The organism is Methanosarcina sp. (genome assembly GCF_035390745.1).
Taxonomy (GTDB): Archaea; Halobacteriota; Methanosarcinia; order Methanosarcinales; family Methanosarcinaceae; genus Methanosarcina.
Map to the genome: position 1 here is coordinate 1 of NZ_DAOOUJ010000020.1, position 14,928 is coordinate 14,928.

9 protein-coding genes and 1 pseudogene are annotated in these 14,928 nt (G+C 41.3%); 4 read left to right on the forward strand and 6 right to left on the reverse strand.

The window, feature by feature from the left end; translation table 11 throughout:
* Window positions 1–696: 696 nt before the first annotated feature.
* The 4 genes from cbiZ to PLL47_RS06750 all read right to left on the reverse strand — a co-directional run bounded on the left by cbiZ (window position 697) and on the right by PLL47_RS06750 (window position 4,887).
* A complete protein-coding gene (gene cbiZ, locus PLL47_RS06735; RefSeq protein WP_324445428.1) occupies window positions 697–1,299 on the reverse strand; it encodes an adenosylcobinamide amidohydrolase in 603 nt (200 codons plus the stop codon).
* 141 nt (window positions 1,300–1,440) lie between these two features.
* The gene (locus PLL47_RS06740; protein ID WP_324445429.1) at window positions 1,441–2,499 is read right to left on the reverse strand and encodes a COG1361 S-layer family protein; all 1,059 of its coding nucleotides are present in this window, start codon (window positions 2,497–2,499) and stop codon (window positions 1,441–1,443) included.
* Window positions 2,492–3,631, reverse strand: a complete 1,140-nt coding sequence (locus tag PLL47_RS06745) for a COG1361 S-layer family protein (protein WP_324445430.1) — start codon at window positions 3,629–3,631, stop codon at window positions 2,492–2,494. Before PLL47_RS06745 ends, PLL47_RS06740 begins: the two co-directional genes overlap by 8 nt.
* A complete protein-coding gene (locus PLL47_RS06750; RefSeq protein WP_324445431.1) occupies window positions 3,628–4,887 on the reverse strand; it encodes a hydrophobe/amphiphile efflux-3 (HAE3) family transporter in 1,260 nt (419 codons plus the stop codon). Before PLL47_RS06750 ends, PLL47_RS06745 begins: the two co-directional genes overlap by 4 nt.
* On the opposite strand from PLL47_RS06750, the pseudogene PLL47_RS06755 reads away from it, so the two are divergent.
* Window positions 4,877–5,125, forward strand: a pseudogene (locus PLL47_RS06755) (IS66 family transposase); the annotation flags it as partial. The gene PLL47_RS06750 and the pseudogene PLL47_RS06755 sit on opposite strands and share 11 nt — an antisense overlap.
* Before the next feature lie 390 nt (window positions 5,126–5,515).
* Window positions 5,516–5,665: a hypothetical protein gene (locus PLL47_RS06760; RefSeq protein ID WP_324445432.1), complete on the forward strand. Its 150-nt coding sequence runs from the start codon at window positions 5,516–5,518 to the stop codon at window positions 5,663–5,665.
* A gap of 321 nt (window positions 5,666–5,986) precedes the next feature.
* Here the strand turns inward: PLL47_RS06760 and PLL47_RS06765 are convergent, their stop codons facing one another.
* Window positions 5,987–7,435: a saccharopine dehydrogenase NADP-binding domain-containing protein gene (locus PLL47_RS06765; protein ID WP_324445433.1), complete on the reverse strand. Its 1,449-nt coding sequence runs from the start codon at window positions 7,433–7,435 to the stop codon at window positions 5,987–5,989.
* A 599-nt stretch (window positions 7,436–8,034) separates the two neighbouring features.
* On the opposite strand from PLL47_RS06765, the gene PLL47_RS06770 reads away from it, so the two are divergent.
* Entirely contained in the window at window positions 8,035–8,607 is a 573-nt protein-coding gene (locus PLL47_RS06770; RefSeq protein ID WP_324445434.1) for a DUF1788 domain-containing protein, read from the forward strand.
* A gap of 117 nt (window positions 8,608–8,724) precedes the next feature.
* Window positions 8,725–12,363, forward strand: a complete 3,639-nt coding sequence (gene brxC, locus PLL47_RS06775) for a BREX system P-loop protein BrxC (protein ID WP_324445435.1) — start codon at window positions 8,725–8,727, stop codon at window positions 12,361–12,363.
* A 59-nt stretch (window positions 12,364–12,422) separates the two neighbouring features.
* Here brxC and PLL47_RS06780 read toward each other — a convergent pair whose 3' ends face one another.
* Window positions 12,423–14,762, reverse strand: a complete 2,340-nt coding sequence (locus tag PLL47_RS06780; RefSeq protein ID WP_324445436.1) for a tetratricopeptide repeat protein — start codon at window positions 14,760–14,762, stop codon at window positions 12,423–12,425.
* Between the last annotated feature and the right edge of the window lie 166 nt (window positions 14,763–14,928).

Below are 14,928 nucleotides of genomic sequence, written 5' to 3' on the forward strand. Positions count from 1 at the left end.
TTCTGATGTTCTTCAAGAATCGTTAGTTCTAAGTTCTATTTTCTATGCTTTTTTTAATTTAGTCCTCTTGAGCGCAGCGAAAAGGACCTCGTGCTTCCGACGCGAAACTCGGAAAGGACCTCGTGCTTCCGACGCGAAACTCGGAAAGGACTGCGTACTCCCGAGGCGAAACTCGGGAAGCGAAACACTGGATCCTTCTTTCGGCAGGTCGACATTTCTTTTTTAACAATTTTTGATGATGATGATTTTGAAATAATACTAATAATTGTATGTAACTTTTGGGTTTACATATGATCAATTAATAATATCTCATGCTGAACTTCAATGAAAAAATGGTTCAGTGTTTATATTGTGGTGATAGTTGAGCTACACATTAACCAGCTTTAGATCTTATCTCCAGCTAAGTGATACCATAAAGCAGTATCAAGAAAAATGTTCTGATTTTAAATGTCGACTTGTTGAATGTAGCTTAGATGTCAAAAATCGTAATACTGGGGGGTTTTCAGGACTCGGCCAAATTTATAATGGCGAAATTAAGAAGGGATTTCTGTTCATTTTCGTCCAGCTAATAAACGTTCTTTTATTCTTTGTCCTTATCGGATTTATTACCTATCCAATAACCTGGGTCTATGGAATCTATGAAGCTTTCGATAAACTTCCTATATAATTGCAGCAGCACAGGGGAATTACTTCCTTTTATTCTCCTCTCAGATCAAGTCCTGCCTTAACCCCTTTTATAACAGCTTCAGTAACCTTTTTTCCAAACTCTGTACTTGAACCTGCATAGGGAATTTCCTGCTCGTTCTCATTTTCCAAACCAGGCTCTGAATCCGTTTCATATGCAACAATAACTGCGTCCGTATTCGTTCCTAAAAACGTATACCCTTTTTCAAGAAGAGCAAGCCCTTTAGCTTCGGTTGCTGTAATTATCGCACCAAGAAGGGCTGTTTCTGATAGTCTTGTCTTTGAGACCAGAATTATGTTTATGGTACCTATTTTTGCCCTGAATTCTGAGCCGTTGCTCACGCCAGCAGTTATGAAAACTGTCAGGTAGTCGTCTTCGATGACCTGGAGGAATTCCATATTCACGGCTGTCAGAAGGCCGAAATTAGCTGCTTCAAGTCCAAGTTTCAGGGCTTCTTTCCTTATGAACTTCTGAGGACTGGGGGGATTAAAGGTTCTTGGCACCTGTTTATTGAAAAGGTATTTTACCCGTGCACGGCCGCCGTTTAAGCCCGTGCTTACGGCTTCGAAATCGCCTTTTATGACGAGGGTGCTGTCTTTTACATAGTATTGCATACAAAGGCTCCGTTTTTACAGAGAATGTGTAATTCAATATAGATGGCGGTCTGTGAGATAACACTTTCCAGATGAAAGCAACACTATTTTCTTTATAGAATAGCACTCATAAAGAGACTACTTTCAGATTATCTTTTAACTTCAATTCCGTTTATTCTGTCTTATCAAGATAAACCATGCTGCAAGAGCCATTAATGCAATGCCTGTTACAAGCTGGTATCCGGGAAGCTTCTTTTCAGAAGGCAGGACTTCTGTGTTGATCTTAATGCTGTCAGAGATCTGGTCGTGCCCGTCAGAATCTTCGTAAAGGATTTCGCTGTTCAAAGAATAGGGTTTTGGAGTTGCAGTTTCGTCAACATCCATATCAAAAACAGCGACAGCTTCTTCTCCCGTATTCAGGGTACCGAGATAAGCCTGGTCATCGGTGGTGCTGAAAGGATCAGATGCACTGAGTCTAACGGTTGCATCTTTTGCAGGTTCTTCTCCGGTATTTTTATATGTGACGCGAAGTATTCCGCCTTCATCAGGGTAAAGGTTACCTGTTACGTTTGCAACTTCAAAGAAAGGTTCCTTTTTGACTTCTACATATATGGTTTGAGTCTGAGTCTTGTTTTCATACCAGATACCGACTTCCTTATTTGTCACAAGGCCTGTAGAAGTATCATATTCGTCTCCACCTACCTGAACATTGTTCTGGTACCTGTATGCAAGTTCAAGAGTCAGCGGATACGTACCTGCGGAAGCGTTTTTATTAATCTCTACAATGAACTTTGTCGGACCTGAGCTCTGTTTACCCTGTTTGAGAGTACCTGCTTCCTGAGAGCCTGATTTGACCTTTACATCAGGATTATCGGATTTAAGGGTTGCAAGGATGCCTACTGCCGTTGTAGCCTGTGCCTCGTACTCCATTTCTGATTTCTGAAGCATCAAATCCACTTCGTCCCCAAAATCTACATCATTTTCAGACTCGAAACCTGTGATTTCGCCCTTATTCATTATTTCTATATTAAGGGTTACAGTATCCCCTCTGGAATACTCACTGTCCCCAATGAGCGTTGCATTAAGGTCAGGCCCTCCGTACACTGTATAGTAGTTGTCATCCAGATCAAAATTTTCGGGCATGGCTGCTTCTACAGGCATTACTGCAAGTAACATCATAAAGAAGATTGCAATTGCAAATATGCTTCTCTTTTTAATCATTCTCATCACCTGAAGCATTTTCACTTTTTCTTTTCCTTTTACGAAGTAACTTTATAATCTGATAGACAAGAATAAGAGCGAGTAATATCCCAGTTATCAAAATTGTGCTTATTTTTGATTCAGCCGGCTCAACTGGCACTTCTACTTTCATATTATCGGAAAGTTCGTTTTCTCCTTCGTTATCAATATACCTTATCTCACTGTCAATACTGTAATTTTTTATCAGAGCCTCAGAATCTGCCAAAATTTCAAGTGATGCCACTCCACTTTCTCCCGGATATATTGTTCCGAGCCTGACAATCGTATTTCTGATGCTCAAAGGTCTCATGGTCACAAACCTGACCTCGGCATCCTCAGCTGCAACCTCACCTGTGTTCGTGTAAGTGACATTTATGGTATTTGCTGAACCCTGTGTTAAACTGCCTGAAATATTGCTTATCTCAAACATCGGCTCTTCTTTTATCGATATGTGAATGGGGAGGGTAATATTTTGTATAGAGTATTCCCGTATGTATTCTGCGTCAGTAATTCCGAGATTTATCACATCTGAAGTTTCTGTCAGGGTATTATTCTGGTATTCGTAAGTCACTGGAAGCTTCAGTTCATACACTCCACCTGGAGCAGTGCTATCAATACTTATAGTGAAGTTGAGAGTTCTTGTATTTCCAGTTTCAAGTTTATCCACTGTCTGGAGACCTGTTGTGGGTTCTATATCAATGTAGTCAGATTCTGATGTCAGGTTTGCTTTGATGCCTTTTGCAGTCGTACAATTCTTTTCTGCCTCCATCTCGGCAAAGGCAATTGATTCCTCTCTGGAGTCAGGGATATTTTTCTGGTTTGCATACAGTCGCTTAAAACCCTCAATTGTGCCTTTGTTTGCAATTTTTATTTGAATAACTGCTTCTTCTCCCCTTTCGAATTCTGTGTCTCCAGTGATAGAAGCCTTAATTATGGGTTCTCCATAGCTTTCATAGTAGTCCACTGCGTATCCTCTGCCTGGAATCAGGAATTCTTCCTCATCATCGTTTCCTGAAGCTGGAGATAAGGTTATCAAGAGAACTAAAAGAAAAACTGCAGTTGCAGTGAATGTATTTACTATTCTCCGGAATGTGTTTTGTTGGTTTTTCTTCACTGGGCATCGGCCTCCCAGGCGTTATCTATTTTTGTCTGTGGAAACTGTATCCCTTTCCTCTTTTCCTTCCATGTGTCCATCAGTACAATAAAGGGGGGAAATACCAGGAAGGTTGCAACCAATACTAATAAAATATCAATAACTGTAACTTTCCCAAAATCGCTTATTATGGGGAAAGGAGATATTATCAGAGCTCCAAACCCACCAATAGATGTCGATCCAGAGGCGAGGAGTGCGGCCCCGATACTCTTACTGGTTCTGCGTATGGCTTCAAGGGGTTCGGCTCCGTGACCCTTTTCTTCAAAATATCTTTCCGTCATAAGAACTGAATACTCACAACCTACTCCAATGATTAATGCTCCCATAGTTGCAGTCATAGGGGTGTAATCAATTCCCAGAAACTTCATTACCAGCCCTGCCCAGCCGGTCACTATGAACATTGGAACTATGGCGACCAGAGCTTTTAGCCAGTCTCTGTAAACCACCAGAAGTCCGATAAGTACCAGGAAAAGCCCAAGATAGGTCATTAGAATTCTTCCGCCTGTAAGCGCGCTCAGAACTTCAATATAGAGCACTGAGTTTCCGGTAATCGTAACGGCGATGCCTGGGGGAGCCCGCATCCACTGTATATCCTTCTGTACGATACTGGTTAATTCTTCAATCCCTTCAGTCTTTATATCGGAAACGGCATTTCCAATGTTAAAATCCAGAAGAAGCATATTTTTGCCGTACATATACCGGTCTTTCTGGGACTCCGGAATTTCATCGTATATTGCCTCGATTTCTTCATGAGTTTCCGGAATCGTACCTCCGTTATACTCCTTTACAAGAGGCACAATGCTTGAAGCGCTGTAAATGTATCGTCTTTGAGTTTCATGTTCGCTGAATCTGTCGACCCAGTTCAGAACTTCAGGGTCAGCGTTATCCTCAACTTTTATTATGAGGTTAAGTTTATCTGTCCCCCCAATAATGTCCTTCATATGGTCCAGGTCCAGAAGAGCTGGCATTGTCTGGGGAACAAAGGTGTATATATCGGTCTCGACACCTACAGACGTATCGGTATACATACCTCCTATACAAAGCAGAGTTGCAGTCCCGAGTAACAGTACACGGTTATTTATTGAAAAGTCATTGATCTTTTCAAGAAGCTGTTCCACCAAACCGGGTTTTGGTTTATCGGAAGAAACATGATCTGCATTTTTTTCTGTCGATTTCGATTCTTTTTTTCCTTTCTTCGGCTGAGTTATGGAACACAAAAAAGAGATTCTGAGATTCCTGACTGATTTGAAAGTTCCGTTTGAGAATAATCAGGCAGAAAGAGATATCAGGATGATGAAACTACAGCAGAAAATATCGGGAACTTTCAGAACCATACGAGGAGCGGAAGCTTTCTGCAGAATTAGAGCTTATATTTCTACAGGAAAAAAGAATAATTTGCCTGTTTTAGAGGGAATTCGTGCGGTGCTTATAGGAGCGCCGTTAACTATACTCTGAACAGTTACAAAGAAATTATAAAAAAGAGACAATGCAAAGTTTAGTTTAGATATTCAAACTGGCCTCCTTCCTGACAGTTTTTCTACTTCTCATGGCTTTCAGGCATGTTCAGTGAAGACTCTTGCTCCCTCCGGTTCTACTTCTGGCATGGGCAGGAAATTCTGTTCTCTTTCATTTGGAATGATACTAAGAAGTAAAATAACAAAGAACAGGAAGAGAAATTGAGAAAAAGCTTTAACATGTTCTGGCTGAAAAACAAGAACAGTTTAATCGGTTGTTGAAAACGATGAGGCTTTTACAACCAGTAAAGAATTAAACGAGAAGAAATAACGATAAAACGCAATAAAATAATAGTCGAAACTTAGATATATCAATCTATCATTATTATATATGGCAATTTGCATGTCTGAACTGGGGGCAGTTCTGGGAAGAATTGACCCGATCATTCTCAACCTTTTGATTCTTTTGTTTTTTGTAATGCTGGGGCTGATGGTGGTTGAGTTGATTCTCAAAAGTTTGATGATTTTTAGCCCTTTTTGAAAGTTCTCGGCTTTTCATTTATTCTTCTTATTTTTCTCTTATTTTTCTCTCCTATTCTGCTTTTTCCTTTTTTCTGACCCAGCTTTACCTTCCATACTATACAGCTCTTTGATGTGCTAAATGAAAAAATGGGCACTTAAAATGCCATGCCTATTTTGAAAAGAAGGCAATTTTGTGTGTTCTTTACGGATCTGAAAGCGTCAATCACATTTATGATTTCAGTATTGTTCCTGCTGATTGGTATTTAAAAAAGAGGAACTGTGGAAAGACTCTCCTCCAGGACAGATACCAGTCTGCCCTGAAGAGGTAGTTTCCCCGGGATTAACCTACGAAGAGAAAATTCTCGAATTGCCATGGATCTGGATTGTGTTTCACAGCCGGATTTTCTTTGAAAAATATTTTGCGATTTTTAAGTGGTGTCCAGTCCGATGGCGTGGATATTAATTTCCCAAGATACGGTCTGGCAATATCCAGGACAAAATCATGAGGCAGGTCCTCAGGTGTTTTAATACCTTCCCGCGGGTTTTCAAGCATCCAGAGTATAGCAGCAACAATGCCTGCGGCTACCTGAAGAGTAGTAGCATTCTGGCCGGGAGCAAGGGATCTGGCCTCATCAATGCTCAATGCACTCCCGGTCCACCAGGAATTATAAGAGTGACCCATCAAGAGCGCCCCCATTATATCCTCTCCAGATACGATTTCATTTGTCATAATCCTGAGTCTGGGCTGAAGCTCATAATTCCTGCCTCGCAATTCGCAAAGAGAGGACAGTGTATCCTGGCAGGGCATATAAGCATAATGTACTGTAGGCCGATAGACTGCCTTGCCGTCTTCCCAAACAGTTAACATTTTTGAAAGGCCGTATGTTTCTCCGTGACGGATCGCCATGCCTACAATTTCTTCATCCGGTATCCACGACCTGACCCAGGTGTTAATGCCCATCCGGGGCAGGAAAATCGTATTTTTCGGTCCGTAAGGAGGTATATGCGCCAGGGGAGGCAGTTTGCTCTCATGCGTTCCCCAGGCTATTTCAACAGGAGCCGTTCCTTCTTCCCTCAAACCTTCAATGCTCCACGTTCCCACAAATTCATTGACCTCCTTTGGACGGCTGGCAATTTGAGTATCCCGCTCGCTGCAGTGGATCACTTTGACTCCCAGTTTCTTGGCAAGGCGGGCAAAATCCCTGTTTTTTGCAAGGAAGGCAATTTCCTGTTCATCTTCTGGAGAGACTTTTTTATCAGCACAGGTGCGGGCGGCAATATCCAGCAGGCCCTGCTTTACAAAGTGGGTAATCAGGCCAGGATTTGCACCGTGGTCAACAACAGCAGTCGGTGCATCTTTCCAGTCACGGGAAAGTTCATGCAATCTCATTTGCCGTAAATAAAGCGATTTTTCCAATAAACTTCTGGTCAAAAATCCTTCTTCAGGATCCCACACTTCAACTGAAGTGTTAACGTACAATACATCGTGGTCGTGGCACCACTGAATGATTTCATTGGCATCGATATTCCATGAAAGGTCAATTATCATGCCTTCGTTTTCCATGTATTGTGACAAAACCTGATTCAAATTTTCCCGGGTAATTTTTTCACAGACAAATCTTAATCCCTGGTTAGTATATTTTTTAAGGGCTTTTGATTTGTCTTCAAAGTCAATCAAGGTGATGTTTTCTAGCGGAACATCGAGTTTGTCCAGTAAAAGGGGTAGGGTGCACTGAGAAACTGATCCATAACCTATAATAAGGATTTTATTGGAAAATCTTTTTTTCATGGTTTCGTAAACGCAAGACTTTGATATAACTTTTCGCATATACTTTTCGCAATAATTTAACTTGATTCTTCCAGGTCTGAGTGCAAGTATATGAGAATAAAGAAAATCATCTTTCATATTCTCTAAAGAATCTGAATAATTTTCCTCAGATCAAAACACATTTCGCTAAAGTTCTGAATCAAAAAAGATATGATCCAGGTGATGGGAATGAATCATCAAGAAAAGGAATGGTAACAGGCCGACAAATGGGAGTTTTAGTAGGGGTTTTTGTGATAAACAATTTGATTTAAGGAGGTAATTTTTTTCATGTCTGAAATGGAACTGTCGACCTGCGGGAATTACATAAGAGGTATAGTATAAAAAACTATTGATAATTATTGTTCAGTATATATCTTACTGATTGCCCTGATAGGTTGACATCTTGATTACTCCTGCATTTATCCATAATCAAAGTTAGCAGTTTACATATATAGAATTTTTTTGAGAAAAAGTTTTGTGAGAACATTTATAATTATTCGGTGTAGTTCCAGGTCATTCAGCTGTCAGTTTGTTTTTTGAAAATAATAACCGATTTATAGATAGTGCTGTATTCTAAAATTATGAAACTTGAAGAGCGTCTGGAACTCTTTAAAGAAAAGATAAAAACAAAGGATTTTCTGGAATGTAAGGGGCTGGGAAATGAGATCCCATACTGGATATTTGATTATGAGCCTGAAAAAGAGCTTCTCGTCAGAGATACAATTGAAAAGATGGTTACAAGCTTTGAGACCAAATATTCTCTTAAAATAATTGAGATTAACCTGTACTATCTGTGTCTCAAAATACTGAGTCAGAAGCTTACGGATGAAAAAGTTATCCATTTTGAAAAGAAAAAGGGTTCGGATGCCTTGCTGGAGAAGATAAGACTGATTCTTAACCAGGATGTCACAAAAAAAGAAATTTCCGAGATACTTCATGGAAACTATGATATTATTTTCCTGACAGGAGTGGGAAATGCATGGCCAATGGTCAGAGCTCATTCCGTCCTTAACAACCTTCATTCCGTTACAGGCAAAAAGCCTCTCGTGATGTTTTATCCTGGAAAATTCAGCGGGCTTGATCTGAGCTTATTTGGAGAATTCAAAAGCAAGAACTACTACAGAGCTTTCCGCTTGATGCCAGAGGCAATGTAATTTAAAAAATTCTCTCGGATTACTCTATGGGGAGTTTCAGGTTTTCAGATAACAACCTGAATCTAAATTTAACTCACAAAAAACTCAATTCATTAATATTTATTCAGAGTGCTAAATATGACAGCCACAGAAATAAAAATCGAAGATTTATTCGAAAAAGATATCCGAAGGGATATTAACGGAGTAATAAAGGTTGATCAGGAAGATGAAAGGAGCGTCTATACTGAACTTGATGAGTATGTGGTAACAGGCGAGTCTCTAAAGCATTTTGATACATTTTTCAGGAATTATGCTGCAGCACTTGAAGAACCCACAGACAGAATAGGAGTCTGGATCTCAGGGTTCTTCGGTTCAGGAAAATCACATTTCCTCAAAATTTTGTCATATTTACTGGCGAATAGAGAAGTCCAGGGAAAGACAGCACTCGAGTTTTTCAGGGAGAAAATTACGGACCCTGCTATTTTTGCCAATATAGAGAAAGCCGTTACCACGGGAACTAAAGATATTATTCTCTTCAATATTGATTCCAAAGCAAACACCGCAAATAAGGGAGACGAACAGATTGTAAACATCTTCATGAGGGCTTTCAATGATATGAGAGGGTATCTGGGGGATGTTTTCTGGATCGCAGACCTTGAAGAAGATCTTGAAGAGAAAGGGCTTTATGAAGCATTTAAAACCAAATTCGAGCTCATAAACGGAGATCCATGGGAAGAGAGAAGAGTTACCTATGGTTTTGAGCAGGACGATATCATAGAAGCCCTTGAAAACTGCGGCCACATGAGTAAGGAAGCTGCTACCAGGCTGTTTGAAAACGATGGGGCAGGATATACTTTTAGCGTTGAGAAATTTGCAAAGAAACTCGATAAGTACTGCAAATCAAAGGGGAAAGACCATCAGGTAATTTTCCTGGTGGACGAGGTGGGGCAATATATAGGAGAAAACAGCGAGCTGATGCTCAACCTCCAGACCATTGTGGAAGAGCTCGGGACCAAACTCCGGGGAAAAGCCTGGGTTGCAGTCACTTCACAGGCTGATATTGACACTGTTACAAAGGAACACGTGAAAGGTTACGACTTTTCCAAAATTCAGGGACGTTTTAACACCAGGCTTGGACTTACCAGCGCTAACGTGGACGAGGTTATCAAGAAAAGGATACTGCATAAGAAAGAGGAATACAGGGACGTTCTCGCTTCTTACTATGCTGAAAAACAGACAATACTCAGGAATCTGCTCGCTTTTTCAAATCGGGCTGAAATAAAGGTCTACAGAAACGAAGATGACTTTGTAAATGTGTATCCCTTTGTCCCTTACCAGTTCAACCTTGTGCAGAAGGTCTTTGACAGGATTAGAGAAACCGGGTTTACAGGCAAACACCTGGCAAAAGGAGAAAGGTCGATGCTCAGCGCCTTTAAGGAGTCGACTGAGAACTACTGCGAGAATAATGTAGGGATGCTGATTCCTTTCCATGCCTTCTATGAGACTATTGAAGGCTTCCTTGACCCAATTATCGCAAGAACAATCTCCCAGGCCCGAAAAAATGATTATCTTAATGACAAAGACTGCGAACTTCTGGAAATCCTGTTTATGATCAGGAGTATTCCGGAAATTGAGCCTAACCTCGACAACCTTATAGTGCTCTCCATTTCCTCAGTTGATGAAAATAAGCTCAAACTGAAAGAAAGAATCATTGAATCCCTGCGAAAACTCGAAGACCAGACTCTGATAAACAAGTCTGAAGACAAGTACTATTTCCTGACAAATGAGGAGCAGGAGATTAACAAGGACATCAAAAGAGTAGAAATCGAGGAGTATCAGGTCCTTGAAGAAATCCATACGATGCTCTATGATCAGAAACAGGGGATCTGCCCGGCTTCTCATAAGGACTACAGGTTTAACAAAGCGATTGATGACAGGGTAAAGACCGTCACGGGTGCAGACCTCACAATCAAGTTCCTGACACCTCTTTCAGACCAGTATAACAGTAAAAAAGGCAACCAGCAGTCCCTGAGCGGCGAGAATTTAAGCAATATCGATTCAACAGACACTCTGCTTTTCATACTTCCGGAAGACGAATTAATCGACCAGATAAGATCCTATCTGAAAATAGAGAAGTATCTCAAGCAAAACTCCTCAAACCGGAACAATGTGGAAATCCAGAATATTCTTTCCACAAAACAGCAGAGTGCTAACAGTGCAAGAGCAAAAGCACTGGAACTGGTCCAGAAAGGAGTTTCGGATTCAAGGGTTTTTGTTGACAACAAGGAAGTAATCCCTGATAAGTCCAGCCCGAAAGAGCGCATAAAGGAAGGGCTCGACCTTCTTATACAGAACGTCTACAACAAAGCCGGATATGTTACAAAGGACTATGAAAGCGATAGCGAAGTGCTCAGAGTCCTGCGCTCGGATGATCTTGAGAGGTTCGGAGTTGAAGGCAGCGACATAAACAGGCTGGCTTTAAAGGAGATGCTTGACTACATCCAGCTGAAGTCCGGGAGAAGCGGAAGGGTACTGTTAAGTGACTTAAAGGAACGCTTCACGAAAAAGCCCTACGGCTGGAAAGATATGACGATTTCAGGGCTTGTGGCAATTCTTTACCTCAGAGAAGAAATCAAACTCCGCTACCAGTCCGAGTACCTGTTTAACGATGCGAGTGCTACGGCAAAGCACCTGACAAGAAAGGATGAAGCTGACAAAGTGGTCATAGAAATCAGGGAGAAGACCGGAGAAGAGGACCTCAAAGCCGTAAAGAAGATCCTTAACGACCTTTTTGAAAAACTGAGCCTGCCAGAAAAAGAAGGGGAACTCTACGAAATTGCAGAGAAAATATTCAGGGAAGAGCTTTCAGCCCTGCAGGTAATCGAGGGAAGATATGAAGAAGAAGGAAGCTTCCCAGGAAGAGCCCGGATTGAAGCCTACAGGAAATTCCTGAAAGAACTGACAGAAAACTCTGATCCTTCAGCCTTTTTCAGAGCCGTAGCCTCCCGAAAAAACGAATTTGAAGAGCTGCATGCTGATGCAGAGCCTGTGAAGAACTTCTTTAACGGCTCCCAGGTTGAGATATTCAGAAGACTTGCCCACAAGTACAGGGATTATTCCAGAAATATCCAGTTTCTCAGTAAAGAAACAAAAGCAGATATTGAGGAAGTAAATAAAATTTTGAACCTGGAAGAACCCTATACCCAGATAAGTAAGCTTCCCATACTGGAAAGGAGGATAGAAGCTTCAATTCAGGAGGCCCTTGCTGCCCGGAAAAAAGAGATCAGAGAAAACCTTGATACGGTTACGAAAGAGCTTGAGAGGGAACTTTCAGACGAGATCTTTTCCGATGATTTCAAGGAAACAGTGCTCAGGCTCTTCAATGTGATAGAAAGGACGATAGAAGACGCTGAGGACTGCGCTCTTGTCCAGAGCCAGGTTCAGATTATAAATTCCCAGAGGGTAGACGCTTACAGGCAGATAGACCTGAAAAGGCAGACCATTCATGAAGAGCAACAAAAGAACGCCTACAAGAAAAGCTTTGAGGATAGGGAAAACTCAGGAACTCCAGAAATAAAACCTGTAGACGGTGGAAAGGAAGTAGAAACAAAAATTGTTCCTCCGGCAGCCCCTCAGAGAACTACTGAAGTTATCAGCAATATAGCATTTTTTAGATGCGAAAAAATGATGGAAACCGAAGAAGATGTTGAGGAATATATTACACATCTTCGAGAAAAATTGATGGAGATTCTCAAGGAAAAGAACATAAGGGTGTGAATTACACCCTTTTTTAATTTTATTGAACCTTTTTTATTGAAACATGCGTTCACTGAATCTCAGAGAGCTTTTTTGTCTTCATCCGCTATTGTGGATTCATCAAACCTAAATTTTTTCATTATCTTTTCCTTTATCTCGTCTGCTTTTGCAGCATATTTTTCTGCTTCTTTTTTCATGCCCATGCTTGTGAGTAACTTTGAATATTCTGTAAATGCTACTGCCATATCTCCCATGTGTAAGACATTTTCAGGTTTTTCATCAAGCAGTTTTGCTTTAAGGGGTATACTTTTTTCAAAGGCTTCTTTTGATTTATCGTACTCGTCTGCCAGATGATACGCAATGCCCAGCTGGGTATATAATATACCGATCATTGACTGGTAATCAGGGTTATAGGGATCGGATCCAAGGTGCTTATTCAGGACATAGATGACTGATTTGTAGATCTGGATAGCTGCGCCATAATTTCCCATGGATTTATGCAAAATCCCGCAAAGTGTCCTAATTTCACAGACGGCTTTCCAGTTTTCAGGTTTTTCGGGGTCTTTTTTGTACAGCTCTTCATGGTAATCGCGGAGAAGGGCCAGGTATTCTTTTGCAAGACCATAATTCTTTTCATGGATGAGTATAGTTGCTTGCTTCTGGAGGTCCAGAGCAAGAAAGCCTTTATTGAGATCTTCTTCGTTTTCATCCTGCAGGACCTGCCTGAAGACGTCGGCTGATTTTGAATACTGCTGTTTTGCAAGTTCATGTTTTTCTGCTTTTTCATAAAGCAGCCCCATGTGTTTGAAGGAAAGGGCAAGTTCTTTTTTGTAATCCAGGTTTTCGGGGTTTTCGCTGGCAAGCTGGCGGCTCAATTCCGTGATGCGCTCACGGTACAGGACTGCATTTTCATATTGTTTTTGTCCTGAAGCCAGGGATTCAAGGTCTTCGAGGGTCTGGATGAGATCTTCTTTGTAAACTGGAACGTCCGGGAACGTTTGTACCACATCTTCAAGGATGCTGAGAGCTTTTTTGTAGTATTTCAGAGCGGTTTCTGGCTCAGTGTCCGCATACTGTTTCCCTATGTAACCGAGGGTATTTGCAATTCCTACTTCGTGGTCAATATCTTCGGGATAGGATTCAGACAGCTTTTCATAGGCTTCAAGGCCCTGTTTATAGTACTGTTTTGCAGTTTCCGTTTCTCCTCCCTCTGCATAGAGGTGCCCGAGCTGGTCGAGGGTGGCGGCTATATTTGCTGCACTTAGCTCGTCTTCGGGGTCTCTTTCTTGAATATTCCTGTAGATTTTGATTTCCTGCATATGGCACTCTTTTGCACGTTCTATGTCCCCTATGTCTTCAAACAGTTTTCCAAGCTCGTTAAAGTTGTTGGAAATCTCATACTGATAGTGCAGGTTTTCCGGCTTTTTTCCGGCCAATTCTTTGAGTATCCCGAGGTTTTTTTCAGCGTATTGAGCTGCTTTTTCGGAGTTCCCTTCTTCATAAAAGGCCCTGCCGAGCATCCGGTAAACTTCTCCCTGCTGCAGGACGTAAGTAGTATTTCCCGGAATTGCCCGCTGTTTTTCTGCCAGGTAGTCAATGGCCCGGAGGTAGCTTTCTTCGGCTTTTTCGATTTTCCCAAGTTTTGCGTACAGGTCTGCGGAGGTTTCGTACAAGAAAAGAAGATGAGCGGAGACGAGCATGTGTCCCGGTTCTTTTTTGAGGATTCTTTTATAGATTTCTTCGATCTGCCCAAAGACCCTGTTTGCGTCCTCGAAGTTCCTGGATAATAAACAAGAATTTTTAAATTGTTCGGTCAGCAGTTGCAGTTTCTTAAACAATTCCAGGTTTCTGGGGACCAGTTCAAATAATCTCCCGTAATTTTGCACGATTTTTTCGACAAGCACGGGCTCATCTTCAAGCCTCTGCGCATCCAGGTGATAGGTCATGATATTTTCCAGGACTTTCAGGTAATTTTCTATGTACTCAGGGTTGTCCGGGACCCGGGCAATGAGCTCGTCATAAGCGGCAAAAATTTTGTCGAAATATTTTTTATTTCTGTAAAAATACTCCTCTATTTTAGAAACACTGTCTATCTCGAAGAGAGCTTTTATGGTAAAACCAAACGAATTGTAGACATAGTACTGATGGACAGGGTTTTCCGGAGCATCCAGAAAGAGAGGCACGGCAAATTCCATTAGCTTCTGGAATTCCTCGAGGGCTTCTTCATTCCTTTGTTCGGCAAGAAAAGCTCTCCCTCTCAACATGAGTATCGAGCACCGGTAGTCCGGCCTATTTGTTTTTTCAGAAAGTTTTTCGGCTTTTGCAAGGCTCTCAAACGCCTTTTTTGTTTTCCCCGTGTTAATCTGCACCAGAGAGGTTTCAAGAATCCGATTTATTGTATCCGCAAGCTGCCTGGACATACACGTAGATTACAATTCAGGTAATAAAAGATATCGTCCAGCCCGACGACTTCCAAAAAAATAAGCATAAAGCCCGTTTCCATCAAAAAAAGAACTTTGATTCGAATTTCCGGCACATCAATTAAAATGAAGAGCCCGAAAAGGTCAAAACTCAAAAAACTTATAA